The 26,788-nt window shown below is 70.4% G+C and carries 26 protein-coding genes; 8 read left to right on the top strand and 18 right to left on the bottom strand.

Translation table 11 applies throughout. The features are described 5' to 3' along the window. Positions 1-46 precede the first annotated feature (46 nt). The 3 genes from CHC09_RS03390 to valS all read right to left on the bottom strand — a co-directional run bounded on the left by CHC09_RS03390 (position 47) and on the right by valS (position 4,183). The gene (locus CHC09_RS03390; RefSeq protein WP_089291433.1) at positions 47-865 is read right to left on the bottom strand and encodes an MOSC domain-containing protein; all 819 of its coding nucleotides are present in this window, start codon (positions 863-865) and stop codon (positions 47-49) included. A gap of 79 nt (positions 866-944) precedes the next feature. Further along, complete coding sequence (gene lepB, locus CHC09_RS03395; RefSeq protein ID WP_089291434.1) at positions 945-1,580, bottom strand: signal peptidase I; 636 nt, start codon at positions 1,578-1,580, stop codon at positions 945-947. Positions 1,581-1,648: 68 nt separating this feature from the next. After that, positions 1,649-4,183 (bottom strand): valine--tRNA ligase, encoded by a 2,535-nt coding sequence (valS, locus tag CHC09_RS03400; RefSeq protein WP_089291830.1) that lies wholly within the window; start codon positions 4,181-4,183, stop codon positions 1,649-1,651. 212 nt (positions 4,184-4,395) lie between these two features. On the opposite strand from valS, the gene CHC09_RS03405 reads away from it, so the two are divergent. Then, positions 4,396-6,153 (top strand): FAD-binding dehydrogenase, encoded by a 1,758-nt coding sequence (locus tag CHC09_RS03405; protein ID WP_089291435.1) that lies wholly within the window; start codon positions 4,396-4,398, stop codon positions 6,151-6,153. Positions 6,154-6,266: 113 nt separating this feature from the next. Here CHC09_RS03405 and CHC09_RS03410 read toward each other — a convergent pair whose 3' ends face one another. Continuing rightward, a complete protein-coding gene (locus tag CHC09_RS03410) occupies positions 6,267-6,653 on the bottom strand; it encodes a VOC family protein (protein WP_089291436.1) in 387 nt (128 codons plus the stop codon). A gap of 47 nt (positions 6,654-6,700) precedes the next feature. Next, positions 6,701-8,191 (bottom strand): serine/threonine-protein kinase, encoded by a 1,491-nt coding sequence (locus CHC09_RS03415; RefSeq protein WP_089291437.1) that lies wholly within the window; start codon positions 8,189-8,191, stop codon positions 6,701-6,703. Positions 8,192-8,310: 119 nt separating this feature from the next. Here CHC09_RS03415 and CHC09_RS03420 point away from each other — a divergent pair, with 119 nt between their 5' ends. Beyond that, positions 8,311-9,963 carry a CocE/NonD family hydrolase gene (locus CHC09_RS03420; RefSeq protein WP_089291438.1) on the top strand — a complete coding sequence of 551 codons (1,653 nt, stop codon included), beginning with the start codon at positions 8,311-8,313 and terminating at the stop codon, positions 9,961-9,963. Then, a complete protein-coding gene (locus CHC09_RS03425) occupies positions 9,956-10,414 on the top strand; it encodes a hypothetical protein (protein WP_089291439.1) in 459 nt (152 codons plus the stop codon). The genes CHC09_RS03420 and CHC09_RS03425 overlap by 8 nt, the downstream gene beginning before the upstream one ends. A 123-nt stretch (positions 10,415-10,537) precedes the next feature. Here the strand turns inward: CHC09_RS03425 and CHC09_RS03430 are convergent, their stop codons facing one another. Further along, positions 10,538-10,894 carry an STAS domain-containing protein gene (locus tag CHC09_RS03430; protein WP_089291440.1) on the bottom strand — a complete coding sequence of 119 codons (357 nt, stop codon included), beginning with the start codon at positions 10,892-10,894 and terminating at the stop codon, positions 10,538-10,540. A gap of 287 nt (positions 10,895-11,181) precedes the next feature. Here CHC09_RS03430 and CHC09_RS03435 point away from each other — a divergent pair, with 287 nt between their 5' ends. After that, complete coding sequence (locus CHC09_RS03435) at positions 11,182-12,177, top strand: helix-turn-helix transcriptional regulator (protein WP_089291441.1); 996 nt, start codon at positions 11,182-11,184, stop codon at positions 12,175-12,177. 145 nt (positions 12,178-12,322) lie between these two features. Here the strand turns inward: CHC09_RS03435 and CHC09_RS03440 are convergent, their stop codons facing one another. Further along, complete coding sequence (locus tag CHC09_RS03440; RefSeq protein WP_089291442.1) at positions 12,323-12,682, bottom strand: hypothetical protein; 360 nt, start codon at positions 12,680-12,682, stop codon at positions 12,323-12,325. 380 nt (positions 12,683-13,062) lie between these two features. Here CHC09_RS03440 and CHC09_RS03445 point away from each other — a divergent pair, with 380 nt between their 5' ends. Further along, positions 13,063-13,254 (top strand): hypothetical protein, encoded by a 192-nt coding sequence (locus CHC09_RS03445; RefSeq protein WP_089291443.1) that lies wholly within the window; start codon positions 13,063-13,065, stop codon positions 13,252-13,254. 68 nt (positions 13,255-13,322) lie between these two features. Here CHC09_RS03445 and CHC09_RS03450 read toward each other — a convergent pair whose 3' ends face one another. Further along, positions 13,323-14,219: a Gfo/Idh/MocA family protein gene (locus CHC09_RS03450; RefSeq protein WP_089291444.1), complete on the bottom strand. Its 897-nt coding sequence runs from the start codon at positions 14,217-14,219 to the stop codon at positions 13,323-13,325. Positions 14,220-14,296: 77 nt separating this feature from the next. Here CHC09_RS03450 and CHC09_RS03455 point away from each other — a divergent pair, with 77 nt between their 5' ends. Next, positions 14,297-14,662, top strand: coding sequence for a hypothetical protein (locus CHC09_RS03455; protein ID WP_089291831.1), 366 nt, complete (start codon positions 14,297-14,299; stop codon positions 14,660-14,662). Then, entirely contained in the window at positions 14,655-15,095 is a 441-nt protein-coding gene (locus CHC09_RS03460; RefSeq protein ID WP_089291445.1) for a hypothetical protein, read from the top strand. The genes CHC09_RS03455 and CHC09_RS03460 overlap by 8 nt, the downstream gene beginning before the upstream one ends. Positions 15,096-15,336: 241 nt before the next feature. Here CHC09_RS03460 and CHC09_RS03465 read toward each other — a convergent pair whose 3' ends face one another. From CHC09_RS03465 to CHC09_RS03490, 6 genes are all read right to left on the bottom strand, one after another. After that, a complete protein-coding gene (locus CHC09_RS03465; protein WP_089291446.1) occupies positions 15,337-16,800 on the bottom strand; it encodes a glutathionylspermidine synthase family protein in 1,464 nt (487 codons plus the stop codon). Between the two features lie 4 nt (positions 16,801-16,804). After that, complete coding sequence (locus tag CHC09_RS03470) at positions 16,805-17,212, bottom strand: hypothetical protein (protein WP_239138028.1); 408 nt, start codon at positions 17,210-17,212, stop codon at positions 16,805-16,807. Positions 17,213-17,248: 36 nt separating this feature from the next. Next, positions 17,249-18,013, bottom strand: coding sequence for a 3-oxoacyl-ACP reductase FabG (fabG, locus tag CHC09_RS03475; protein WP_089291448.1), 765 nt, complete (start codon positions 18,011-18,013; stop codon positions 17,249-17,251). Positions 18,014-18,066: 53 nt separating this feature from the next. After that, positions 18,067-19,713, bottom strand: a complete 1,647-nt coding sequence (locus CHC09_RS03480) for an alpha-amylase family protein (RefSeq protein WP_089291449.1) — start codon at positions 19,711-19,713, stop codon at positions 18,067-18,069. 64 nt (positions 19,714-19,777) lie between these two features. Continuing rightward, the gene (locus CHC09_RS03485; protein WP_143232199.1) at positions 19,778-20,767 is read right to left on the bottom strand and encodes a hypothetical protein; all 990 of its coding nucleotides are present in this window, start codon (positions 20,765-20,767) and stop codon (positions 19,778-19,780) included. Continuing rightward, positions 20,764-21,111 (bottom strand): PadR family transcriptional regulator, encoded by a 348-nt coding sequence (locus CHC09_RS03490; RefSeq protein ID WP_089291451.1) that lies wholly within the window; start codon positions 21,109-21,111, stop codon positions 20,764-20,766. Before CHC09_RS03490 ends, CHC09_RS03485 begins: the two co-directional genes overlap by 4 nt. Before the next feature lie 72 nt (positions 21,112-21,183). Between CHC09_RS03490 and CHC09_RS03495 the strand changes: the two genes are divergently transcribed. Continuing rightward, positions 21,184-21,840 carry a DedA family protein gene (locus CHC09_RS03495; RefSeq protein ID WP_089291452.1) on the top strand — a complete coding sequence of 219 codons (657 nt, stop codon included), beginning with the start codon at positions 21,184-21,186 and terminating at the stop codon, positions 21,838-21,840. Here the strand turns inward: CHC09_RS03495 and CHC09_RS03500 are convergent. The 4 genes from CHC09_RS03500 to CHC09_RS03515 all read right to left on the bottom strand — a co-directional run bounded on the left by CHC09_RS03500 (position 21,824) and on the right by CHC09_RS03515 (position 26,709). Next, positions 21,824-23,005: a chitinase gene (locus CHC09_RS03500; RefSeq protein ID WP_089291453.1), complete on the bottom strand. Its 1,182-nt coding sequence runs from the start codon at positions 23,003-23,005 to the stop codon at positions 21,824-21,826. The two genes, CHC09_RS03495 and CHC09_RS03500, sit on opposite strands and share 17 nt — an antisense overlap. A 77-nt stretch (positions 23,006-23,082) precedes the next feature. After that, on the bottom strand, positions 23,083-24,357 hold the full coding sequence (locus CHC09_RS03505; RefSeq protein WP_089291454.1) for a chitinase: 1,275 nt from the start codon (positions 24,355-24,357) through the stop codon (positions 23,083-23,085). A gap of 178 nt (positions 24,358-24,535) precedes the next feature. Further along, positions 24,536-25,909: a carbohydrate-binding protein gene (locus tag CHC09_RS03510; RefSeq protein ID WP_089291455.1), complete on the bottom strand. Its 1,374-nt coding sequence runs from the start codon at positions 25,907-25,909 to the stop codon at positions 24,536-24,538. Positions 25,910-26,004: 95 nt separating this feature from the next. Next, a complete protein-coding gene (locus CHC09_RS03515) occupies positions 26,005-26,709 on the bottom strand; it encodes a YidC/Oxa1 family membrane protein insertase (RefSeq protein WP_089291456.1) in 705 nt (234 codons plus the stop codon). Positions 26,710-26,788: the final 79 nt, after the last annotated feature.

The following is a 26,788-nucleotide window of genomic DNA, read 5'->3' on the forward strand; positions in this document are numbered from 1 at the left end:
TATGACGCGGGTCGAATTGCTGATGGCGCGGGCAGGCCGAGCTGGGTCAGTCGGCGATCGTGATGCGGTCGCCGACTCGTACCGTGCCCCCGCAGTGCACCGCGGCGTAGGCGCCGACACAAGTGAGTGGAGGGCCGTCGAAGAGCGGGACCCGGTTGAGCCGGGCGGCGGCACGCAGGACCGCCGGGTCGTCCGGCAGATCGTCGCCCTGGGCGAGGGTGGGCACCGCGCAGCGCGGGGTGGGGGTGATGATCTGGATCTCGGCCTGGCCGGCGACGATCATGGTGCGGCCCTGCCAGGTGTTCTCCGCGAAGGGTGTGGCGTCGTCCACGCGCACCACGAGGTTCGGGCGGAATCGCCGTAGGTCCATCGTGCCGCTGGGATGCTGCCGGGCCAGTGCGTCGAGCGTGGCGGTGGTGATCACGTGTATGGCGGCGAAGTCGACGAAAGTGTCGCCCGGGGTGCCGGCCGCCAGGCTGCTCCGGGTCATCGTGCCGGATCCGGGCTCGGTCGGCGGGGTCAGGCGCTCCATGCCGGCGTCGTCCGGGCGGGTGCCGGTGAGCCGTACGGTCCGGCCCACCACTCGCGACAGCGCGGCGTCAACGGTGGGCGTATCGGCGTGGATCGTCGTGCCGTCCGGGCAGGTGACGACCGTTCGGCCGTCCGGGCGGTGCCGGGCCGCCATCGAGAGCAGGGTGCGCCAGCGACGAGGGTTCTTGGCGCTGGCGACCAGGCCGGTCTCCTCGTCGATCAGGGCGTACCGGCGGTCGCCCGCGACACCCGAGGCGTCGAGGTGCGCCTCTTCGAGCTCTTCGCCGCGCATGGATTTGACCGGATATCGGCCCAGCCACACCAATTCACCCATGGGCACCCCCGACGTCCGCGGCGTCCAAGATATCCAATGTCGAGGGACCTTTGCGCGGCCGGCGCGGCCGGCGCACGGGTCAGCCGGCCGGAGCGGGAACCGCCTCGAAGGTCTTGGGGACCGACAGCGAAGTCCAGCGCGACACCGGCCAGTAGATCGCGAAGGCCCGGCCCGCGACCCGGTCGACGGGCACCGTGCCCAGATCGGAGTCGAGGTGGGCCCGCGAGTCGGCGGAGTCGGAACGGTGGTCGCCCATCACGAAGAGGCGCCCGGCCGGAACGGTCACGTCGAAGGTGTCGTCAGAGGGGGCGTCGCCGGGGTAGAGGTAGTCCTCGTCGAGGGCCTGCCCGTTCACGGTGAGCCGCTTCTGCGTGTCGCAGCAGACGACGTGGTCGCCACCGACGCCGATGATGCGCTTGATGTACTCCTGCTCGGCGGGGCCGGCACCCCACGCCACCGGGGGCTGGAAAACCACGACCTCCCCGCGGTGCGGCTCCCGGAACCGGTAGAGCACCTTGTTCACCAACACCTTGTCGTTCAGGAGAAGGGTGTTCTCCATCGACCCGGAGGGGATGTAGAAGGTCTGAAGCAGGTACGTCCGCACTCCGGCGGCGACCAGCACCCCCACCACGATGAGAACCAAGAGCTCAAAGCCCTTGGAACGGTAAAAGGGACGATCGGTGATCTTGTCCTCGGACACGGCCGGAGCGTACATCAATCGCCAAAGCCCGGCGGGGGGAACTCTGCGGAAGGGACCCTTGAGCGGGCCCCTTCCGCACATGATCAGGCGAGCCGGACCTCGGCGCCGAGCGGGTCGCCGACCGCCTCGGTGGTCACCTCGCGGATCACGCCGGCCGCCAGCACGTCCGGGCCGACCAGGTCGAAGGAGATCAGGTCGGCCTCGGGACCCCGCAGGGTCAGGTGCGCCACCTCGCTGCGCATCGACTGCCTGGCCTCGGACTTCGCCTTGCGCACCAGGCCGAGCACGGCCCCGGCGAGGGTGAGCAGGCCGCCCGGGAGGGCCGGGTCCAGCGCCTCGGCGAACTCGTTCGTGGACGGCCATGCGGCGCGGTGCACCGAGCCCTCCTGCCACCAGGACCAGGCCTCCTCGGTGACGAACGGCAGCATCGGCGCGAACAGCCGCAGGAGTGCCCGGAGCGCGAGGGCGAGCGCGGCGTGCGCGGACCGGGTGGCCGGGGCGGAGACGGGGCCGTACGCCCGCTCCTTCACCAGCTCCAGGTAGTCGTCGCAGAACGTCCAGAAGAACTGCTCGGTACGTTCCAGGGCGCGGGCGTAGTCGTACCCCTCGAAGTGCCTGGTGGCGTCCGCCACCACCGCGGCCAGCTCGGTGAGCATCGCGCGGTCCAGCGGCTCGGTGACGTCGCCGGCGCCGGGATCGGCGGAGACGCCGAAGCGCAGGACGAACTTCGTCGCGTTCAGGATCTTGATGGCCAGCCGGCGGCCGACCTTCATCTGGCCGGTGTCGAAGGCGGTGTCGGTGCCCGGGCGCGCGCTGACCGCCCAGTACCGGACCGCGTCCGAGCCCTGTTCCGCCAGCAGCCCCGCCGGGGTGACAGTGTTGCCCTTGGACTTCGACATCTTCTTGCGGTCCGGGTCGAGGATCCAGCCGGAGATCAGGGTCGTGCGGAACGGCAGGCTGTCGAACTCCTGGTGGGCGCGGAGCACGGTGGCGAACAGCCAGGTCCGGATGATCTCGTGGGCCTGCGGGCGCAGGTCCATCGGGAAGACCCGGGCGAACAGGTCGTCGTCCCGGCCCCACCCGCCGGCGATCTCCGGGGTGAGCGAGGAGGTGGCCCAGGTGTCCATGACGTCCGGGTCCCCGGTGAAGCCGCCCGGCCGGCCCCGCTGGCTCTCGTCGTAGCCGGGCGGGGTGTCGCTGCTCGGGTCGATCGGCAGCGCCGCCTCGTCCGGGGTGATCGGGGACGAGTGGTCCGGCTCGCCGGCCGCGTCCAGCGGGTACCAGACCGGGAACGGGACGCCGAAAAAGCGCTGGCGGCTGATGATCCAGTCGCCGGCCAGGCCCTCCACCCAGTTCTCGTACCGGTTCCGCATGAAGCCCGGCGACCAGGTCATCTCCCGGCCGCGGTCGAGCAGGGCGGAGCGCAGCGCGGCGTCCCGGCCACCGTTGCGGATGTACCACTGCCGGGTGGTGACGATCTCGAGCGGCTTGTCGCCCCGCTCGTAGAACTTCACCTGCTGGGTGGTGGGCCGCGGCTCACCGTCCAGCGCGCCCGCCGCGCGCAGCAACTCGGCCGCCTTCTCCTTGGCCGAGAAGGCGGTCTTTCCGGCGAGCTCGGCATAGGCCGCGGCCGCGGCGGCGGAGAAGCCGGCGGGCGGCTGGGGCAGCAGACGCCCGTCGCGGCCCATCACCGGGCGGGTCGGCAGGTCCAGCTCGCGCCACCAGATCACGTCGGTGAGGTCACCGAAGGTGCAGATCATCGCGATGCCGGAACCCTTGTCGGGCTGGGCCAGCGGGTGCGCCCTGATCGGCACCTCGACCCCGAAGACCGGCGTGGTCGCGACCGTGCCGAACAGGTGCCGGTAGCGCTCGTCGTCCGGGTGGGCGACCAGCGCCACGCAGGCCGGGAGCAGCTCGGGCCGGGTGGTCTCGATCCGCACGTCGCCGCCGCCGGGCAGGCCGAAGACGAGCCGGTAGTACGCCCCCTGTCGCTCCCGGTCCTCCAGCTCGGCCTGGGCCACCGCGGTGTGGAACGAGACGTCCCAGAGCGTCGGCGCGTCCGCGAGGTACGCCTCCCCGCGCGCCAGATTCCGCAGGAAGGCCCGCTGCGACACGGCCCGGCTGACGTCGTTGATCGTGCTGTACTGCAGCGACCAGTCGACCGAGAGCCCGAGCTGGCGCCACAGCTCCTCGAACGCCTGCTCGTCGATCGCAGTCAGCCGCTGGCACAGCTCGACGAAGTTGCGCCGGGAGACGTGCAGCGGCCGGCTCGGCGGTGTCTCCGGCGGGGTGAAGTCCGGGTCGTACGGCAGCGAGGGATCGCACTGCACGCCGTAGTGGTTCTGCACCCGCCGCTCGGTCGGCAGCCCGTTGTCGTCCCACCCCATCGGGTAGAACACCTCGCGCCCGGTCATCCGCTGGTAGCGGGCGATGGCGTCGGCGTGGGTGAACGAGAACACGTGGCCGACGTGCAGCGACCCGCTCACCGTGGGCGGCGGGGTGTCGATCGAGAAGACCCTGGACCGCGGCGCCGTCCGGTCGAAGGTGTAGGTGCCCCGCTCATCCCATACCGCACGCCACTTCCGCTCGAGTCCGTCGAGGGTGGGCTTGTCGGGCACGGGGATCCGCGACTGCGCGGATGCGATGTCGGTCACCCGGAAAACCCTACGCAGTTCCGGCGAGGCCGGTCACCCGAAATAGCCCTGTGCAACGGCAACGGGCGACAACGTCCACCGTCGCCTTTGGACTCGAGCGACTACCGCCCCGGATCGGCCCCTTGTTTGGATCGAGGTCCGCTCGAAGCGCATCGACTCCGAGGCAAGGAGGCCCCATGAACGGGATCAGCCGGCGTAGCGTCCTGGCGACCACGGCCGCGACCGCCCTGGCGGCCCAGGCCACCCCGGCGTTCGGCGCCGCCGCGGCGACCGACGCGGACGCGATCGTCATCGGTCACGGCCTGGCCGGCCTGGTCGCCACGTCCGAGTTGGTCGCCGCCGGCCGCAAGGTGTTGCTGCTGGACCAGGAGCCGGAGGCGAGCCTGGGCGGGCAGGCGTACTGGTCGTTCGGCGGGTTGTTCTTCGTCAACTCCGAGGAGCAGCGGCTGATGGGGGTCAAGGACTCCTACGACCTGGCGTGGCAGGACTGGCTGGGTACGGCCGGGTTCGACCGCGGCGTCGACGATCCGGCCGGGCAGGACTACTGGGCGTACAAGTGGGCGCAGGCGTACGTGCAGTTCGCCGCTGGGGAGAAGCGATCGTGGCTGGCCGGGCTCGGTCTGCAGTGGTTCCCCGCGGTGGGCTGGGCGGAGCGCGGCGGCGGGCTGGCGACCGGCCACGGCAACTCGGTGCCGCGGTTCCACGTGACGTGGGGCACCGGTCCGGCGATCGTCGAGCCGTTCGAGAAGAAGGTGCGGGCCGGGGTGGCCGCCGGCAAGGTGGTCTTCAAGTTCCGGCACCGGGTGGACGAGGTGGTGGTCACCAACGGGGCGGTCACCGGCGTGCGCGGGGCGATCCTGGAGGCCAGCTCGGCGGCGCGCGGGACGGCCAGCTCCCGTACCGTGATCGGCGATTTCGATCTGAAGGCACCGATCGTGATCGTGACCTCCGGCGGCATCGGCGCGAACCAGGACCTGATCCGGCAGAACTGGCCGGCCCGGCTCGGTCCCGCCCCGGCCTCCATGATCACCGGCGTGCCGGCGCACGTGGACGGGCGGATGCTGGCGATCACCGCGCGCGCCGGTGGCCGGATCGTGAACCCGGACCGGATGTGGCACTACACCGAGGGGCTGCGGAACTTCGCGCCGATCTGGCCGAACCACGGCATCCGGATCCTCCCCGGCCCGTCGTCGATGTGGTTCGACGCCAAGGGCCGGCGGTTCAGCGCGCCGGACATGCCGGGCTACGACACCCTGCACACGCTCGGCACGATCGCCGCGTCCGGTTATGACTACTCCTGGTTCGTCACCACGCAGAAGATCGTCGACAAGGAGTTCGCGCTCTCCGGCTCCGAGCAGAACCCCGATCTGACCGGCAAGAACCTGTGGTTGCTGCTGTCGCGCATCTGGCAGACCCCGGAGCCGATCCAGAAGTTCCAGAAGTACGGCGTCGACTTCGTGCAGGCCGCCACGCTGCCCGAACTGGTCGCCGGGATGAACCGGCTGACCGGGAACGATCTGATCGACGTGGCCGATCTGAAGCGGCAGGTCGAGGCCCGGGACCGGGAGATCGACAACACGTACAGCAAGGACGCCCAGGTGATGGGGATCCGCAACGCGCTGGACTATCTCGGTGATCAGATCAGCCGGACCGCCTCGATCCACAAGCTCCTGGACACGAGCGCCGGCCCGCTGGTCGCGGTCCGCCTCAACCTCCTCACCCGCAAGACCCTCGGCGGCTTGCAGACCGACCTGGCGGGCCGGGTCCTCAACGCCGCCGGCACGCCCGTGCCGGGCCTCTACGCGGCCGGCGAGGTGGCCGGCTTCGGTGGCGGCGGGGTACACGGCTACCGCTCCCTGGAGGGCACGTTCCTGGGCGGCTGCCTCTTCTCCGGGCGGCAGGCCGGCCGGGCCGCGGCGGCCGCCGCGGCATAAAGATCAAGACCCGTTTCCGGTACGACGGTTCGACCACCCATCGCGAGGGCCGCCTGCTGCTCAACTCCCGCACCTCCGCCGCGGAGGCGTTGCTCACGGCGCCGCGCTGACCCTCAGGGGTGCCGGCTCGCGAGGACGCAGAACTCGTTTCCCTCCGGGTCGGCGAGCACGACCCAGCTCTCGGCGCCCTGACCGACGTCGGCGCGCCGAGCGCCCAGGTCGAGCAGGCGACGGACCTCGTCGCCCTGCTCCCGATCGGTGGGGTTGACGTCGAAGTGGAGCCTGTTCTTCACGATCTTGGGTTCGGGCACACGCGCGAAGGTCAGGGTCGGCGGCACCGGGCCGGCCCGGCGCCCGCCCTCCGGGACGGCGGGCGAGCCGATGGTGACCAGCCCGTCCTCCTCGTCCCGCACCTCGTAGTCGAGGACCGCGCACCAGAACCGGGCGAGAGCGCCGGGATCGGCACAGTCGATCGCGAGGTCGGTCAACTTGCTGGCCATGCGAAACCTCCCGGCCGGCGCACCGGTGAACTGCTCGAGCGCCCAGCCTAGAGGGGAAGCACGACAGCGGCAGGCTTGCCGGAGAAGCAGTTGACCGACATCCGGTAGCGACTGAGGTCGTTCGCGAACACGATCGCCGGGGTGAGCCCCGGACCGGGGTCGACCCGCTGCACCACGAAACCCTCGGCCGCCTCCCAGTCGAGCAGCCGAGCGCCCCCGGGCCCGCAGACCGCGTAGACCGCGCCACCCTTCGACTCCAGCCAGGTCCCCTCCAGCGCCGCCGCGCTGGGCGGGGCGCTGCCGCCGAGGCTCGGCTCCGGCACCACGGAGGGCGCCGCCGAGCCCGGCGGTGGGGCGTCGGCATTCACCGGCAGTCCGCTGGCCACGACCACCGGGGGCGAAGAGTGCCGGGTGGCGCTCGGAACCGGCGAGGCGACCGCCGAGCGGGCGGCGGCGTCCGGCGGCACGACCCCGTTGCTGGCCGGGGGCGCGACATCGGCCGCCGGAGCACCGGTTTCACCCGCACGGGTGAGCCACATCGTGGCGAGGGCGGTGATCAGCGTCGCCAGGACACCACCGGCCAGTACGAGCTTGCGCCGGTCCGCGTCCGCCGGAGCGGCGTTCGCCGGCGGCAACGCCCCGGGGATGTACTCCGTCTCCTCGTCGAACCGGGTCGGCAGAAGCGGCTCCGGCGCCGGTTCGGGCACCGGGGGCCGGGCAGAGGCCGCCTCGGCCGCGTCCCCGAGGATCTCCGACACCTCGGCCGCGGCCGGCCGGTCCGCCGGCTCCTTGGCCAGGCAGCGGTCGACCAGTTCGGCCACGGCCCGCGGCACCCCGGGCAGGTCGGGCATGGGCGCCGGCTCCGCGTAGATGTGCGCGTTGAGCATCTGCGTCGTGGTCTCCACGCTCCACGGCGACGCCTCGGCGAGCAGCCGGTAGAGCAGCACGCCGAGCGCGTATACGTCGGAGGCCGGTTCGATCGCGCTGCCGATCAGACGCTCCGGGGCCAGGTAGGCGGGCGTGCCGAGCAGGCCCTCCTCCGGCTCGGAGTCGCCGGCCGCCGCGGCGATACCGAAGTCCACCACCTTGGCGCCGGCCGGCGTGACCATCACGTTGGCCAGCTTGATGTCCCGGTGCACCAGGCCGTCCTCGTGTGCCGCGGCGAGCGCCGCGGCCACCTCGCCGCAGATCCGGAAGACCCGCCGGGGCGGCATCGGGGCCTCCGCCAGCCGTTGCTGCAGGGTGGGTCCGTTGATCAATTCCATGACGACGTACGGAACGAGAATCCCGTCCTCGTCCGATTCCCCGAAGTCGTAGATCTGCGCGATGTTCGGGTGCGAGAGGGTCGCCGCCGCACGCGCCTCGTGCAGAATCCGCGACCGGAAGCGTTCGTCATCGGCGTAACGCCCGGCCAGTACCTTCACCGCGACCGGCCGGTTCAGTACCTCGTCAGCGGCCCGCCAGACCACGGCCATCCCGCCGCGGCCGAGTTCATCCAGCAGCCGGTACCGACCGCCGAGCTTACTTCCCTCGTCCACCCGAGGCAGTTTGCCGAATTACGCGCCAATTCGCACATCGGCAATCCCGTGAATGCCATTCGTCTTTCATATTCCGCACCTCACGGATATCGTCGGGTTCCCGGATAAAAGGGGGCGGTATGGCGATCTCGAAACGGCAGCGACTGGTCGACGCGACACTGAGCCGTCTCCTCGGCCAGGCACCGGCGTTGCACGGCTATTCGGCGGAGCGGGTCCGGACCCCGATGCGCGACGGCGTCCGGTTGCTCGGCGACCACTTCGCACCCCACACCGACCGGCCCCACGGCACCGTGCTGATCCGCACTCCCTACGGTCGCGGCCTGCCCACCTCGGCGCTCAACGGCCGGTTGTTCGCCGCCCGCGGCTACCACGTTCTGTTACAGAGCGTGCGGGGCACGTTCGGCTCCGAGGGCGAGTTCACCCCGATGGCCCAGGAGACCGAGGACGGTCAGGACACCGTCGCGTGGCTGCGCGAGCAGCCCTGGTTCGACGGCAGGCTCGCCACGCTCGGCGCCTCCTACCTGGGCTGGACCCAGTGGACGCTGCTTCAGGATCCGCCGCCCGAGCTGCGCGCCGCGGTGATCTACGTCGGCCCCCACGACTTCCGGGAGGCGGTCTACGGAACGGGCTCGTTCACCCTCGGTGACTTCCTCGGCTGGAGTGACCAGATCGTCCATCAGGAGGACGGCGGCCTGCGCCGGGTCCTCAGCCTGGCCACCGCGCAGCGCCGGCTCCGGCCCGCGCTCGGCGGGCTCCCGCTGGCCGCCGCCGCCGAGCCGGTGCTGCGCGGACGGGCGCCGTGGTACCGCGAATGGCTGGCCCATCCGGACGGCGACGACCCGTGGTGGGAGCCGTACCGGGCGGGTTCCGCGCTGACCACCGCCGATGTCCCGATCCTGCTGATCGGCGGCTGGCAGGACCTCTTCCTGGACCAGACCCTGCAACAGTACGAGGCACTGCACTCCCGCGGCGTCGACGTCGCCCTGACCGTCGGCCCGTGGACACATTTGCAGGTCGCGCTGCATGCGGCCGGCACGGTCAGCCGGGAGAGCCTGGCTTGGCTCGATCAACATCTGGCCGGTGGCCCGGCGGCCCGCAAGTCACCCGTCCGGGTGCACCGGACCGGCGAGCGCGCCTGGCACGAGCTGCCCGCCTGGCCCCCACCGTCCGAGCCGGTCGCCTTCCACCTGAGGGCCGGACGCCGGCTGACCACGACCGGACCGGACGGCTCGGAGGGCGTCGCCGAATTCCGCTACGACCCGGCCGACCCGACCCCGTCGGCCGGCGGGCGGACCCTGACCGGCTCGATGGGCGTGAAGGACAACCGGGCCCTGGAGGCACGGCGGGACGTGCTGGTCTTCACTACCGATCCGCTGCCCACCGCGGTCGACGTGATCGGCAGCCCGGTGCTGGAGCTGACCGTCTCGGTGGACAACCCGCACGCGGACGTGTTCGTCCGGCTCTGCGACGTCGACCCGGCCGGCCGCTCGCGCAACTTCACCGACCGGCACCGCCGTCTCGACGCGACGCTTCCGGCCGGCGCGCGACAGCGGCTCACGCTCACCCTGGACCCGTGCTTCCATCGCCTGCTCGCCGGACACCGGCTGCGGCTGCAGATCTCCGGGGGCGCGTTCCCGCGGTTCGCCCGCAATCCGGGCACGGACGACGGCGGCCTGGCCGCCACCCGGCACACCGTCGACATCGCCGGGTCCCGGCTCGACCTGCCGGTGGCCGTGGCGCCCCCATCCCCCATAAGGTCGCTGGATGACTGAAAGCTGGCGGGATCTGCCGCCTCCGGCCCGCCCGGTCGCGGCGGCCGGCAGCGCGGCTGTCGCCGCAGTCCGGGACGGCTCGGCCGAGGAGTTCGACAAGGCGGTCAGTGAGCTGGCCTCGCTCGACCCCGCGCACACCGGGCTGATCCTCGGCACCACCGTCCGCCTGCTGCTGGAGGACGGGCACCCGGACGGACTCACCGCCGACGACATCCGCGAGGCCCTGGCGGCCTGCGTCCGCGCCCACCCCGACGCGCACCCGCAGGTCGTCCTCTGGCTGCTGGCCGGCGCCCTCGGCGTGCTGGACGAGGAGAACAGCCCGGCGCCGGCGCCACAGGAACTGGCCCGCAACGCCGCGCTGCTGATCACCGACCTGCTGGCCGGGCGGGAGATCCGGGCGTGGCTGACCGCCGCGCTCACCGAGATCCAGCACACCCAGCTGAACGACTGACCCGAGCGGCTCGCGCAAACGGCCCTCTCCCCTGTTCGGGAGAGGGCCGTGCGTTTTCTCAGATCGAATTCGGATTGCCGTCGCCCCAGCGGGGTGAACCGGCTGTGGGAAGCGCGCGGAGGATCAGGAGGGGCGCAGCCCCACCGAAGTGCGCGGCGAGGGTGGCTCGGCGCAGCCGAGCAGGCCAACCAGGCCCGAGACCCAGAGCTGGCGGTAGACCGTGGCACTGGGGTGGCTGACCACCAGCTTGATGCCGCTGGCGGCGGCGGTGTGGAAGCAGGCCACCAGGATGCCGATCCCGATGCTGTCGATCAGCATGACGCGTTGCAGATCGAGGCAGATCTTGCTCGGGTTCATGGTGGTCAGGACGTCGTTGACGGCGTCCCGCATGACGTGCGCGTTGTCCAGGTCGATCTCCCCGCTCGGGACGATCTCGACGGTGCCGTCGGCCAGCTGGCGGGTCGTGATCGGCAGATACACAGCTGCCCTCTCTTCTGGCATCGGGAGGTCCGACGCCGACTTGCCGCGGGACACGGTGCGCAGACCGGAGATAAGAGGTCCTTGCACGCGGCGTTCGCTGGGAGACGCCACAGGAACCCGCGTTCCTACAACAATCCGCTGGTCTGCAAGTTACGCCACGTAGGCGCGGAACGCCAGAGTAGTTCATATGGCCGGAATGTGCTGGAACGGTCAGTGCGTGGCGGCCACGTTGACTGTCCACTGAATCTGGCCGAATACTCACCGTATGCGATGGAGCACCGAACGGCATGCGTGACGCCGTACCGGGCGCCGGTCCCACGCCGGCCCCAGGCACCGTCTACTTCGACAGCGTCGGCGTTCGCGAGGCCCATGACGTTGTGAATCGTTTCTACCACCCGATGTCGCTCGGCGTCCCGGACAGCGGAGACGCGAAGGTCGGAGTGGAGGTGATCCAGCTCGGACCGCTCACCGTCGGTCACCTGACGTTCGCTGGACGCGTAACCCTGGTCGCCCGGGAGATGGACGCCTACCACGTGACTTTGCCGGTCACCGGCCAGGTGCTGGCCCGACGCAACGGCCGGGAGGTCATCGCCGGGCCGGCCACCGCGGTCGCGTTCCGCCCCGGCGATCCGGTCTACCTGCGACCCGAGGGACCGTCCGCGGAGATCGACGTGCGCATCGAGCGGTGGGCCCTGGAGAGTGAATTGACCGCGCTCCTCGGTCACCCGATCGATGGACCGATCGACCTGCCACCGGCCTTCGATCTCACCAACGGCCCGGCGCACAGCTGGAGCCGGCTGATCCGGCTGCTGCACGACGAGCTGGAACACGAGACGAGCCTGGTCTTCCAGCCGCTGATCGGCGAGCACCTCTGCAACAGCGTGCTGAGCGGGCTACTGCTGAGCGTGCCGCACCGCTACCACGAGGAGTTGGTCGCGCCGGCCACCGCCGGGCCGCCCCGGGCGATCCGGCGGGTGCTGGACGCGATAAACGAGGAGCCGGACCGAGCGTTCACGGTCGCGGACCTGGCGGGGATCGCGGGCACCAGCGTGCGCTCGCTGCAGGAGGGCTTCCGGCGGCATCTGGGCTGCACACCGATGGCCTACCTGCAGCAGACCCGGCTCGCCCGGGCCCACGAGACGCTGCGCGGGGCCAACCCGGCGGGGCTCACCGTGGCCGCGGTCGCGAACCGCTGGGGCTTCGCCCACCTGGGACGGTTCGCGTCGGCCTACCGCGCGCGGTTCGGCGTGTCACCCTCGGAGACCCTGCGCCGATCGGCCTGAGCACGCCCGGGCGGCCAGGGCCGCCACGGCGCGGAGTCAGGCCCCCGGGCCGCGCCGGCGAGGCTCTGCCCGGCGGCCAGGGTCGGTACGGCGCGGAGTCAGGCCCCCGGGCCGCGCCGGCGGCCGGGGTCGGTACGGCGCGGAGTCACTCGCCCGGGTCGCACCTGCGGGGCTGGGGCACCTCGTTGATCCGGCGGGCGCCATGCGCCCGGGGCGCATGGCCCGCACCGAAGAGGTGTCCCCGGGACGGCACCCATTCGCGCCACGGAGCCAGGACGGGCGAGACCGCGACCGCGTCGCCGTCCCCGGCTCCCCGTCGATCCTGGAGGAAACCCTGCACCCGGGTAGCCGACGACGCCCCGTTGTCGACCAGCCGACGCATGATCTGCAGCGTCTCCGTGTCCGGCGGCGCGCTCTCCGGGCCGCGGCCCAGCAGGGCGGCCAGGCCGATCAGCGCCTGCACCACCTCACCGGCGTCCCGCTCGGCGTCCCACAGGCCGGTCATTCCGGCCCCGCCTTCGCCGCACCCTCCCGGCAGTCACCCGCCAGGGCGCAACCGGCGCGCGCGGTAAGGCCGCCCGCCCCGTCGAGATCGATCCCCCGGCCTGTCGGCATTCGTTTCGCTGCGGTGCGGTGCGTCATGCAGATCTGTCCCCTCACCCCTCACGCGCGCCGACGGCCAACCCGCGGGATCGCCGTCGGGACAGTCCGTCCCGGGCGCACGTGACAGGCAAAAATGTATTCGGCTCGCTACTTTGCGTCCATCCGTAACGCGCAGGTTCTGTCCAGTTAGCGCTCAGTTCAGGCCCCCTTGCCCCTTCCCGGCGTACAGAATGAGGTGCCGGCCATCGCGACAGCCTGGCCGATCACCTGGAGGAGGTCATCATGAGCACGATCCGGACACCGTTGGAGGAGTCGGCCACGCCGCCGGTCTGGCGTACCGGCGCCGAGCAGCCCTGGGATCCCGAGGATCTGGCGATCGCCCAGGGCAAGGACCCGACGCCGGCGAACATCGCCCGCGCCCGTGCCGAGCTCGAGCGGGACGGCGCGGCGGCGATCGAGCGCACCGTCCCCTGACCCGTCGTTCCGCCGTGATCGCGGCGATCGGCAGCCGTCCGGCGGTCCGGACTCGACGGCCGGACGGCTCAGGTGAGCCGCACCGCCCGATGCTGGGCGATCGACTCCGCCGCTGCCACCAGCACCGCGGTCACCTGCTGACCGAAGCGCACGTCACAGGCCGGCGCCGGGCCGCCCGCGGCGGCCGCCAGCAGTTGGTCCAGCGCCTTTCCGAAGAGCTCGGCCGGGGCGAACCGCACGGCCGGCGCTATCCACACACCGGACTCCCCGGCGAACTCGGCCGCCTCCCGGGCAGCCGCCGCCGGCGCGTCCACCGAGACGGTGAGGCGGCTGATCGCCCCGCTCTCGTGCCGCAGCACGAGCGAGGTCAGGTCGCGTGGGCCGGCCAGGCCGGTCACCTCGGTCACCGGCCCGAGCACCGGCAGCACCAGCGCGAGCGCGTGCGGGCCGACGTCCCAGAGGCCACCGCGCTCACGGCGCCACGGCGAGGCGCCGAACGGATTGTCCGGCGTGAAGATCGAGCCGAGGTGGTCGACCCGCGCCTCGGTCCAGTCACCGGCGGCCACCGCGTCGTTGATGAACTTCTCGGTCTCCGGTACGAAGCGCCGGGTGAAGAAGACCACCGACGCCACGCCGCGGTCGGCGACGGCCGAGGCCAGTTCAGCGGCCTCCTCGGTACGCAGCGCGATCGGCTTGTCCAGCATCAGGTGCCGCCCGGCCAGCGCCGCGCGGATGGCGATCGGCGCCTGCACGTCCGGCGGCAGCGCGATCGCCACCGCGTCCACATCGGCGATCAGCTGGTCCACGTCCGGGTAGGCCCGCGTCCCGTGCTTGGCGGCGAGGTCCGCCGCCTTCTCCGGGTTCCGCCCCCAGACCCCGGCCAGCTCGACGCCCGGATGCTGTGCCAGGGCCGCCGCGTGCACCATGTGCGCCCATGGGCCCGTACCGAACAATCCGAAGCGCACTGATTTGCCCACCTCTCCGCCAAGGTATCCCCGGGCCGGAAGTTACCAGCCCAGAGGCACCTCAGTAACCTGTGCCGGTGAACGGTCCCCTATCGGTGGCGACGATCGTCGTCGCCCTTCTGCTGGCGGCGTGGTATTTCTTGCGCAGCGCGCTGGACCGCGCGCCCAGCCGCCCCGATCTGCTGGCCATGAGCGCGCTGAGCGCCCTGGTCACGGTCCTCATCGTGGTCGCCGTGATCGGCCTGTTCGACGGCACCCGCCCGTCGGACACCGCCACCTTCTGCGGTTACCTGATCACCACGGTCTGCTTCGCGCCGGCCGCGACCTGGATGGCCAAGCTCGAGCCGACCCGCTGGGGTTCGCTGATCCTCGGCGTCGGCGCGATCGTCCTGCCCGTCCTGGTGCTGCGCCTGCAGCAGATCGCGGCGGTGACCGGTGCCTGAGAATCCCACCACCCCGGCCGCCAAGCGACCGACGGACGCTGCGCTCGGCACCGGCGTCGGCCGGGTGCTGCTACTGGTCTACGGCACGTTCGCGCTCTCCGCGAGCGCCCGCGCTCTGGTCCAGATCAGCACGCACTTCTCCGAGGCCCCGCTCGCCTACCTGCTTTCCGCCCTGGCCGGCGCGGTCTACATCGCCGCGACCATCGGCCTGGCGGTCGGCGGCACCCGGGGACGCCTGATCGCCCTGGTCGGTTGCACCATCGAGCTGATCGGCGTGCTGATCGTCGGCACCCTCAGCATCGCCGACGCGGTCGCCTTCCCGGACGACACCGTCTGGTCCCGTTACGGCAGCGGCTACGGCTATGTCCCCCTGATCCTGCCCTTCATCGGCCTCTGGTGGATCTGGCGGCATCGCCCTGACCGCGCGGGGTAACCCGCAGCCCCGAACGCATTGCGCCCGCCGATGCCGAGAGGCCCGAAAACGACTAGCGAAGCGTGGTTGTTTTCGGGCCTCTCGGCATCGGCCGCCAAGGGCGCAATGCCCGCGAGCCGAAGGCGACGCCGGTCAGCCCTGCCCGCGAGCCGAAGGCGACGCCGGTCAGCCCTGCCCGCGAGCCGAAGGCGACGCCGGTCAGCCCTGCCCGCGAGCCGAAGGCAACGCCGGTTAGCCCCGCTCAGTTCTTCGATTCGATGGTATGGGGCAGGAAGTGGCAGTTGTCCTTTGTGACCAGTCCCTCGACGCCGATCCCTTCACGGATCCCCATGCCGGCCGGTTCGCCGTCGATCAGCCAGGATCCGATCACCGGATGCACCGTGCCCTCGAGCCCGTCGAACGACGGCAGCTCACAAAGCTCCTGCACGACATAGCGCCCGTCCGAGCCGTACTCGGAGGGGTTGTCGGTGATCGGCACCCCGTCGCGGACCAGGGTGACCGAACCGCCCTCGCGCCCCCAGACGGGCTTTTTCGCGTACGACGTCAGCGTCGCCGCGCCCTTGGAGTCCGCGAAGTACGCCGGGAGCAGGTACTTCCCCCGCTCCGGGTCCTTGCCGAAGAGCTTCCACAACACCGGGAGCAGTGCCTTGTTGCCGAGCAGCGCGGCCTTGTACGGCGGCTCGATCCACACCGTCCCGCGCTTCGACGGGTCGGCCATGTTCCGGAAGAACGCCTTACCGCCCTCCTCGTGCCAGAACCATTCCCACGGATAGAGCATGAAGATCACGTCGATCGGCTGGGCCTCGTGCTCCCGGCCCGGCGCCGGCACGAAGAGGACCCGGTCGCCGGCCACATCCCAGCCGATCTGACTCATCGCGATCAGCTCGACCGGAAAGCCGGCTTCCTCCGCCGTGGCCATCAAGTACGCCACGTTCATCCGGTCCTCGCCGGAGGTGTCCGACGTCTCGTACGCGAAGAAGATCTTGGGTTTCTCCGGCAACCAGGTGCGGGCCTCGCGCAGCTTGGCGATGTTGCGACGCCAGGCGCCCGGGTCGCCCGGCTCACCGTCCGTGGCCTCCCAGCCGACCAGCCGGTCGTGGATTGAGTTCCACTGCCGCCACGGGTGCTCGGTGACCCCGGTCTGGTCCATCCAGTGCCACTGGATCACGGCGGCCTCGACCAGCGACGTCGGCGTCTGCGCGTTGAACTCGATCAATCTCGGCGTGCTGCCGGCGCCGTTGTACCAGAGGTCGAAGCGGCCGTAGACGGTCGGCGAGAAGTCCGGCGTCTGCATGGGCAGGCGCATGTCCGGGTCCTTGTCGTAGTGCGTCCACGTCTCCGCGTCGCCGTCGAACCAGGTCCGGATGATCTGCTCGTGGGTGTACTCCGGGATGCCGATCCGGCTCAGGAAGCACGTCTGCGGGTCACAGACCGAGGTGAAGAAACCCCGCTTACGACCCTCGACGGTACGCCGTGGGCACTGCTCGACCATCCAGTCGCCGGCCTCCAGGCACATCTCGTAGAGCGTCGCGGTGGCCTGCTCCAACTCCTCGATCTCGCCGGCGGTGAAGTCGTAGTACGGCCCCTCGCGCCAGTACGAGTACATCGACCCGTCGGGCAGCACGTCGTCGTTGTAGGTCAGCCCGAGACTGAAATTGGTCAGCTGCCAACCGTCCCGGACCGGCCCGTACGGAATCCGTCGCATCTACTCAGCCGCCCGAGGAGCCGTGACCGCCACTGCCACCCTTGCCGACCACGCCGCTCTTGACCGTCCCGTTCCCGACCCGCCCGGTGGACGGCAGCCCGTACATGCTCCGGGTGGCCGAATCATTGTACGAGAACCGGGCCCCACCGTCGGGCAGCTTGCTGCCGACGGCGTAGCCGGAACGGTACTTCGGCGAGTGATAGATGTAATACGGCCCGCCGCTGCGATGGCCGCTACCGCCGCTGCCGTCGTTGTCGTCGCAGTTGTCCTCGTCGACGATCACGCCGTTCTCGTCAGCGCAGTAGAAGCCCTCTGGCGAGCTGTCGTTGCCGCAGGCCGCCGCGCCGCCCGCGGCGAGCAGCAGGAATGTGCTCGTCAGCGACACGCTGCGGGAGCTCATGCGTCGGTTCATCACTTCTTTGTAGCCGTTCTCATCAAGGTCTCAGCATCAGTCTTTCGGCCCCCCGGCCACGTAGATGACCTGGCCGGAGACGAATCCGGCCCCCTCGCTCGCCAGGAACGAGACGGTGTTGGCCACGTCCTCCGGCCGGCCGGAGCGGCCCACCGGGATCTGGCTGACGGTCGCCTTCTCGAAGTCGGTGAAGTCCACGCCGACACGCGCCGCGGTGGCCCGGGTCATGTCGGTGACGATGAAGCCGGGCGCCACCGCGTTGGCGGTGATGCCGAACTTGCCCAGCTCGATCGCCAGGGTCTTGGTGAACCCCTGGATACCCGCCTTGGCCGCGGCGTAGTTGGCCTGTCCGCGGTTGCCGAGCGCCGAGGTGCTGGAGAGGCTGACGATCCGGCCGTATCCGGCATCCACCATGTGCTTCTGCACCGCGCGGCTGAACAGGAACGCGCCGCGCAGGTGCACCGCCATCACGGTGTCCCAGTCGTCCTCGGTCATCTTGAAGAGCAGGTTGTCGCGGAGCACGCCGGCGTTGTTGACCAGCACGGTCGGCGGGCCGAGCTCGGCCACCACCCGCTCCACGGCGGCGGTCACCTGCGCCGGGTCGGAGACGTCGGCGCCGATCGCGACCGCGGTGCCACCGGCGTCGTGGATCTCGGTGACCGTGTTGGCGCAGGCGCCCTCGTCCAGGTCGACAACCGCGACGGCCAGGCCGTCCGCGGCGAGTTTGAGGGCGACGGCCTCACCGATGCCGCGGGCGGCTCCGGTGACGATGGCGATCCTCGACGATGCGGACTGCGACACTGCGGCCTCCGGTTGTGATCTTCGCTGCTCTTGCCGGGTGACTCTAATCCGGCTCACGGCCTCCTGCGAAGGCGGATCCACCGGTATCCGTGACCGGACACCGGAAGGTCGGCGAGTTCGCCGGGATCCGGGTACTCGGAGTCGGCGAGAACGTCGTTCGGTAGCTCCGCCTCGTCGCCGATGCCGCTCAGGTCGGCCGTCACCGCGTCCGGCCCGAGGTTGTGCAGGAAGAGCATGCTTCCGGTGCCGTTGTCGGCCCGGTGCACGAGCAGGCCACGGGGCACGGGCAGGTCGACATGCGTGCACGCGCCGGTGCCGATCTCGGGCGCCTCGCGCAGCGTCCGGATCATCCGTTCGAACCAGGAGAGCAGCGAGGACGGGTCCTGCCGTTGCAGGGTCACGTTCACCTGTTCGTAGCCGAAGTCGCCGCTCTCGACCACCGGGCGGATCAGCAGCTCCGGGTCCGCTGTGGAGAAACCGGCGTTGGGCAGCGCCGACCACTGCATCGGGGTGCGGATCGAGTCCCGGCCCTTCAGCGCCAGGTCGTCGCCCATGCCGATCTCCTCGCCGTACCGCAGCACCGGCGTGCCGCGCAGGCTGAACTGCAACGCGTAGGCCAGCTCCAGCAGGCGCCGGTCGTTGCCCAGCATCGGCGCCAGCCGACGGCGGATGCCCCGGTCGTAGAGCTGCATCTCCGGCTCCGGGCCGAACCTGGCGAAGACGTCCGCGCGCTGTTCGGCGGTGAGCCGGGACAGATCGATCTCGTCGTGATTGCGCAGGAAGGTGGCCCACTGCCCACCCGGTGGCAGCTCCGGGGTGTCCCGCAGCCCGTCGATGATCGGCTCGGGATCCTCCCGGGCCAGCGCCAGCACCAGCTTCGCGTTGAGCATGAAATCGAAGAGCATGTGGATCCGGTTGCCGGAGCCGCCGCCGTCACCGAAGTAGCCGGCCAGCCGCGCGGGCTCCACATTGGCCTCGGCGAGCAGCACCGCGTCGCTCTTGCGCCACTGCAGGTGCTGGCGCAGCTCGGTGAGGAAGTCGAAGTTCTTGGGCGGGTCCGGATTGCCCGGGTCGGTCTCCTCGATGATGAACGGCACCGCGTCCACCCGGAAGCCGGCGACGCCGAGCTGTGTCCAGAACGCGCAGATCTTCTTGATCTCCGCGCGCACCTCCGGGTTCCTGATGTTGAGGTCCGGCTGGAACTCGTAGAACCGGTGGTAGTACCAGAGCTTCGCGGTCCGGTCGTAACTCCAGGTCTCCGCCTGTTCGCCGGGGAAGACCATCCCCTGGTGGCGGTCCGCCGGCGCGGTCTCGCTCCAGACATACCAGTCCCGGTACGGCGAATCCGGCGACGACCGCGCGGACCGGAACCACGAGTGCTGGTCGGAGGTGTGGTTCACCACCAGGTCGATGATCACCTTGATGCCCCGGTTACCGGCCTGGTGCAGCAACTCCGCGAAGTCTCCGAGGGTGCCGAACCGCGGGTCGACGTTGTAGAAGTCCGCGACGTCGTACCCGTCGTCACGGCCCGGCGAGGGGTGGATCGGGTTGAGCCAGAGGCAGGTCACACCGAGGCGGGCGAGGTAGTCGAGGCGGCCGATCAGGCCGGGGAGGTCCCCGCAGCCGTCGCCGTTCGAGTCGGCGAACGTGTCGATGTCGAGGCAGTAGACGACCGCTTGCTGATACCACCGGTCACTCATGCCCCTGTAGTTGTCCGGCGCACCCGGCCGGGAAACCTCCGTCCCACCGGGTGCGCCGGGCCAGTCACCGGACGGTCGCCCGCTCGCGGCGGCGCACCACGGCCACGCCCACGGCGAACACCGCCGCCGTGACGGCCAGCATCAGCGCCGTCTTCAACACGGCCTGGTCGATGTAGCGGCTGGTGTCCAGGTAGTTCCGGTAGAAGCTCGCCCGGACCACGGCGGCCGCGGCGACCGGGGCCAGCAGCGCGATCGTCCGCCGGCGCAGCGGGGCCGGGGCGGGCCACAACGCGGCGAGGAGCAGGACGCCGATCATCAGGACGATCGGGCTGGGCAGCCCGAACGACTGGTCCCGGTCGAACCAGATCTCACTGGTCAGCCACCACGGCATGAAGTCGTTCAGCCGGCCGGTCAGCACGGCGGCACCCGCGGCGACGGCCGCCAGGGCGACGCCACGACGGCCCAGCGACTCACGTGCCGAGTGGGCCCGCACCGCGACGATCGCGCAGGTCACCGCGGTAAGGACAGCGGTCAGCTGCCAGGGCACCTCGAACGCGCCGCGCAGCCGGACCGACCAGCCCACCTGGGCGGCGAGTTCGACCAGGCCGGCCACGGTCGCCATGATCGCGGTGGCGCGTGGGCGGCCGAGCAGCGCCAGGACCGCCGTCACCGACCAGGCGACCGAGCGGGCCGCCACGTCGAGCAGCAGCAGCCCGTCGACGCCGAGGGCCCGCATCGCGTCGCCCTCGCCCATCAACTGCAGGCCCTGGCCCAGCCGACGGGCGGCGATCGCGGCCAGCAGGACCGCGGTCAGCAGCGCGACGATCGCGGCGGCGTCGCGCCACCCCGTACGCCGCTGGGTCTCGAAAACCCGGCCGAAGCGGGCCGTGAGGCCCGAGCGCAGCAGGTCCATCGCGTCGGCCGGGGTCGGGAACCGGCGGCCCGGCGCCGAGCCGGCCATCAGAACCCCGAGCATCTCCTCCTCGTAGACCGCCCGGTGCGCCGCCGGATAGACCCGCAGCAACCTGCGATAACGAAGCTCCAATGTGGTCATGCGGTGGCTCCCCCGAGGGTGGTACGACGAGTTCGCAGCCGGCTTTCAGCGATGGTGGCCTGCAGCCGCAGGCGGGCGGACTCCGCGGCCAGGCTCTGCTCGCCCGCCCCCGTCAGCCGGTAGTAGCGCCGCAGCCGGGACTGGACGACCTCCTCGCGGTCGACCTCGATCAGGCCGTCGACGCGCAGGCGGTCGAGGGCGGCGTAGAGCGTCCCGGCGCGCAGCCGGACCCGCCCGCTGGTCATCGTGGCCACGTCCTCGATCACGGCATAGCCGTGCCTCGGCTCCTCGGCCAGAGCGGTGAGCACCAGAAACGTGGGCTCCCGCATGGGAACGTCACTCATGCTCGAAGCATATACTGTTCATCGGTATATACGGAAGTGGTTGTCCCGCGGGATGCCGGGTACGAGAGATGGATGGCGGAACTGAGTGGACTGGCCGGCTGGGTGGCCTCGGTCGTCGACACGCTCGGCGAGGCCGGCGTCGGCCTGCTCGTGGCGTTGGAGAACCTGGTGCCGCCGATCCCCAGCGAGATCGTGCTCTCCATGGCCGGCTATCTGGCCGGGGAGGGGCGGGTGAACCTGGCGCTGGTGTGGGTGGCCGCCACACTCGGGTCACTGATCGGGGCGCTGCTGCTCTACTGGCTCGGGCGCGGCCTCGGCGAGGAGCGGCTGCGCCGCTGGCTGGACCGGATCCCGCTGGTCGACCTGGAGGACCTGGACCGGGCGGACCGGTGGTTCGAGCGCCACGAGAAGGCTGCGGTGCTGTTCGGGCGGTGCACTCCGGTCGTCCGCAGCCTGGTCTCGATCCCGGCCGGCGCCGACCGCATGCCGCTCGGGCAGTTCACGCTCTTCACCACGATCGGCAGCGGGATGTGGAACGCGCTCTTCATCGGCGCCGGCTATGCGCTCGGCTCCCGCTGGCAGGACGTCGCGCGATACAGCCACTGGTTCGACTACGCGATCTGGTCGTTCTTCGCGGTCACGATCGGCTGGTGGGTGACGAAAAAGGTACGCGGCCGCTCGAAGAACGAGCGACCGCGTACCGGCGATCAGGTCAGAAGCCGGCGCTGACCCTGGTGAACGCCCAGTTGTCCTGCGCGATGCCGGAGCAGTCGGAGACCACGCCGCCACCGGCGCAGCCGCGGTCCCGGTTGACCGCCCAGAACGTGAACCGGGAAAGGCCCTTGTTCTTGGCGTAGTCGCGGATCCGGGTCCAGGTGTCGACCGAGGTGACCTCCTGCTGGTCGGAGAGGCCGTTCATGCCGGAGATGCCCATGTGCGAGTACGCCTGCGCGTCGGTGTAGCCGAACGTCGACTTCAACGTGTTCTTCAGGCCCTCGGTGGCGTTGACCGTGGCGGTGTACATGTCCGAGCCGCCACCGAAGTCGAACGGCATCTGGGTGAAGATGTCGATGTTCGAGCCCAGCGCCTTGGCCTGCTGGATCAGCCGGGTGCCGTAGTAGCTCGGGCCGCTCGGCGTGGTGCCGAACGTGACGATGGTCTTCACCGACGGGTTGTTCGTCTTGATGATCTTCAGAGCGGTCAGGATCCGGTCCTGCACCGTGGTGTTCTCGAACTCGTCGGTGTTCTCGATGTCGATGTCGATCGCCTTCAGGCCGAAGGCGTTGATCACCTTCTGGTACGCCCCGGCGAGCGCCTCCGGCGTCGAGCAGTTCGGGCCGAGCTTGTTGCCCTGCCAGCCGCTGATCGACGGGATCACGTCCGCGCCGGCAGCCCTGATCTGGTTGATGTAGTTCGCGTGCACGCCGCCGGTCAGGCCGGACTCACCGTCCCACGCCGGGTTGCAGCCGCCGCTGGCCAGCACGAACGCCATGGTGAAGGACTTGATGCCGGTGGCGCTGACGACCGTGGACGGCGCCGGCGGGTTGCCCCAGCCCGGGTAGACGTACGGCGCCGAGGCCATCTTGGTGCCGGTGGTGGGCGGCGGGGTGGTCGGGTCGGTGGGTGGCGGCGTGGTGCCACCGCAGGTGCCGTTGTCGATCCAGACGTCCCACTGGCCACTGTGGGTAGCCGGCGACTCGTTCTGGGTCCACCACTTCGCGGTGTAGTTGTGCCCGTTCTGCGAGGCGCTGTTGTCCTTCACGTACACCGCGGTGGAGCTCCAGGCGGCGGCGCACGCGGCCGCGGCGTTGGACGCGGTCATCGGCAGGACGGCGGTGATCGCGCCCACGCTGGCCACCGAGGCCACGAGGGCGATCTTTCTGCTGAGTTTCACGGGGAACTCTCCATGGGTCGGCGGGAGGGGATCAGGAATGGGTCGGCGGGAGGGGATCAGGGATGGGTGGGGGTGGATCAGGGGAGGGTGGCGAGGTGCGGGTCGATGGTGTTGGCCCAGTTGTTGCCGTTGGTGACGTCCCAGTTGATGGACCACGTCATCGCTCCGCGGATGCCCGGGTAGGTGGCCGGCGGCTTGAAGGTGCCGCAGTTGGTGCCACGGGCCAGGCAGTCCAGGGCGGCGTTGACCACCGACGGGGCGACGTAACCGCCGCCGGCGGCGCTGGTGCTGGCCGGCAGGCCGAGAGCGACCTGGTCGGGCCGCAGGCCGTTCTGGGTCTGAATGCAGGCGAGCGCGGTCAGGAAGTTCTCACTGCCCTGGCTGTACGCGTTCATCTGGTCGCAGCCCAGCATCGCGCCGGAGTTGTAGTACTGGGTGTGGACGACCGTGAGGATGTCCTTGATCGCCAGCGCCAGCGCGAAGTACGACGAGCCGGTGCTCTGCATGTCGATCGTCTGCGGCGCCATCGTGATGATCAGGTTCGCGCCGGCCTTGCTCCGCAGCGAGCGCAGCGCACTCGCCATGTAGGTCGGGTTGAGCCCGTTCTCCAGGTCGATGTCGACGCCGTCGAAGCCGTACGTCTGGATCAGCGAGTAGACCGAGTTCGCGAACGCGGTGGCCGCGGCGTCACTGGAGACGCTGACCGAGCCCTTCTCACCGCCGACCGAGATGATCACCTTCTTGCCGCGCGAGTGCATCGTGGCGATGTCCGCCTTGAACTGCGCGTCGGTGTAGCCGCCGACGGCGCTCGACAGGCCGGGGTCGAGGGTGAAGGAGACCGCGCCCGGGGTCGAGGTGGCGTCCGCGAAGGAGACCGCGATCAGGTCGTACGTGCTGGGCACGGCGGCCAGCTTGAGCGGGGTCGCGCCGTTGACGAAGTTCTGCCAGTACCCGGTGAGGAAGTGGGCGGGCAGGGAACCGGTACCGGTCGGCTGGGTGGTCGGGGATGTGGTGGGCGAGCTCGTCGGGGAACTGGTCGGCGACGAGGTCGGCGAGGAGGTGGGTGACGACGTCGGGGACGAGGTCGGCGTCGTGCCGCCGCAGGTGCCGTTGTCGATCCAGACGTCCCACTGGCCACTGTGGGTGGCCGGAGACTCGTTCTGGGTCCACCACTTCGCGGTGTAGTTGTGCCCGTTCTGCGAGGCACTGTTGTCCTTCACGTACACCGCGGTCGAGCTCCACGCCGAGGCGCAGGCGGCGGCCGCGGAGGCGTCGCCCGCGAACCAGGTCGCCGTACCGGCCGCGGCCACCGCCGTGACCGTCGCGAGGAGTACCGATCGGGAGCGCTTCATAGCTGTCCTTCCATGCGCCTCCGTTGAGATACGTCAATCTTTAGGACTGTTAACAGTAAATGTAAAGGGGGTGAGAACCTTAAACATCTTTAAAACTCGATGCGTGATCACGACATGACGATGGGCCGCAGCCGCAGGTCAGCGACTACGACCCATCGTTATCGGTCGATAAAAATATTTACCGGAACTGGATCCAGTTCACGTTGACGAAGTCCGCGGGCTGGCCGCTGGTGAAGGTCAGGTAGACCGTGTGCGTTCCGGTCACGCTCGACACGTTGCCCGGGATCGAGGTCCAGGTCTGCCAGCCACCGGTGCTGCCCAGCGCGAAGCTGCCGATCGGAGTGTTGCTGCGGCTGTCCAACCGCACCTCGACCAGGCCACTCACCCCGCTCGCCGCGCCGGACGCGACCCGGGCCACGAAGTCCTTCACCCCACCGGTCCCGAAGTTCACGTTGTTGAACTGCAGCCAGTCGCCGTTCGCGATGTACGCGACGTCCTGCCCACCCTCGGAACACGTCTCCACCTGCACCCCGGCGGAGGAGTTGTACGACTCCGCCTGGATCTGCGCGTACGCGTCCCGAGTGGTCCCCGAGGTCGGCGAAGTGGTCGGCGAGGTGGTCGGCGTGCCGCCGCCGGACGACTGCCACACCGCCACGTAGTCGACCAGCATCGGCACGCCGGACTGGGTGGCCGAGGTCGGCCCGCCACCGAACGCGGCCGGGAAGCCACCGCCGATCGCCACGTTGAGGATCACGAACATCCCGTGGTGGGTGGCGTTGTTCCAGGTGGTCGCGTCGACCTGGGACGAGTTCAGGGTGAAGTAGTTGTTGCCGTCGAGGTACCAGCGCAGCTGCTCCGGGGAGGTGCTGCGGTCGTACTCGATCGCGTACGTGTGGAAGGCGGTCTGGCAGCCGGAACAGGCCCGCTCACCGCTGGTGAGACCGGTCGTCTCGTTGCACACCCCGCCCGGGTTGGTCCCGCAGTGCAGCGCCGCGAAGACCGAGGACCGGCCGTTGATGTCCTCCATGATGTCCCACTCGCCGATGCTCGGCCAGTTCGTCGCGCCGACCGGCCGGGCCGCGTCGCCGAGGGCCCAGAACGCCGGCCAGTACCCGGCCGCCGCGGCGCCACTCACGTTCGGCTGCTGCAGACGCGCCTCGATCCGCACCTTGCCGCCGGTGGGCGCGGCGAAGTCGGTGCGCTGCGTCTCCACCCGGCCCGAGGTCCAGCGGCCGGCCGAGTCACGGATCGGCTTGATCACCAGGTTGCCGGCACCGTCCTGGTAGACGTTCGCGGTCGAGTCGGTCATCGTCTCGATCTCGCCGGTGCCCCAGTTCGCGGCACCACCGGGATAGCCGGTGCCGATGTCGTAGAGCCAGTTCGACCGGTTCAGCCCGGTGCCGGCGGCACCGGTGAAGTCGTCGCCGAACACCAGCGACATACCGGACGGCGGGGCCGGGACAGCCGCTTCGGCCTGGTTCACGAACACCACGGACGCGGCGACGGCCACGACGGCCGTGGCTACCGCGAGAAATCTTCGAGGAGGTGCCATGGGGGACATGCCTTTCGAGGGGGAATTCAGTCGTGAGAGCGCTCTCACAAAGATTTCACGCTTGTTTCCGTCACTTGTCAACGTTTGTAAATGCGTCAATCGCTGGTGCGAGCAGGCACGAGCCGGCGGCGGACGATCTGCTCACCGGCGGTCCAGGCCGACGAGGTGACCAGGTAGAGACCACCGGCCAACGGCAGCCAGGCCACCGCGAGCACGGTCAGCCAAGGCAGGTACTTCATCATCGAGGCGGTGAGCGCGGCCGCTCGCTGCTGGCTCTCGGCTCCCGGTCCGGCCGTCGCCGGCAGCGCGAGAGCGATCGCGCGGCGCGAGGACCACCAGGCGATCGCCGCGGCCAGGGTCAGCAGGACGGCGAAGACCGGCAGGCCCGCACCGAGGTGCGCGGTGAGCGGCACACCGGCGATCGACCCGGCCGGCGGATCGAGCGCCACCCGGTACATGACCATGAAGAACGGCGCCTGGGCCAGCGCCGGCAGCAGCCCGGCGAACGGCCCGATCCCGTGTTCCCGCTGCAGCGCGAGGGTGGCGGTGGCCAGTTCCAGCGGATCCCGGTGCTTCTTGCGGAGCTTCTCGAGCTCCGGCGCGAGCGCGGCGCGGCGGCGTTCGGTGCGGATCTGCAGGTAGGTGAGCGGGGTCAGCGAAGCCCGGACGAGCAGCGTGAAGACGACGATCGCGAGCGCCGCGGCGAGCCCTCCGGCGACCGGTTCGAGGCCCTCGGCGAGGCCGGTGATGGCGGTGTGGGCAGCGCTGACGACGGCGTGGAAGAGGCTGGAGACAGACATGGACGTACCCCAAGGGTCCGAAGCGGAGTGGACACCGAGGCAGCGGCGAAGCGGCGATCCCCGCGGGCAGAAGATCGCG

The sequence above is a fragment of the Actinoplanes regularis genome (assembly GCF_900188005.1).
Lineage (GTDB): Bacteria > Actinomycetota > Actinomycetes > Mycobacteriales > Micromonosporaceae > Actinoplanes > Actinoplanes regularis.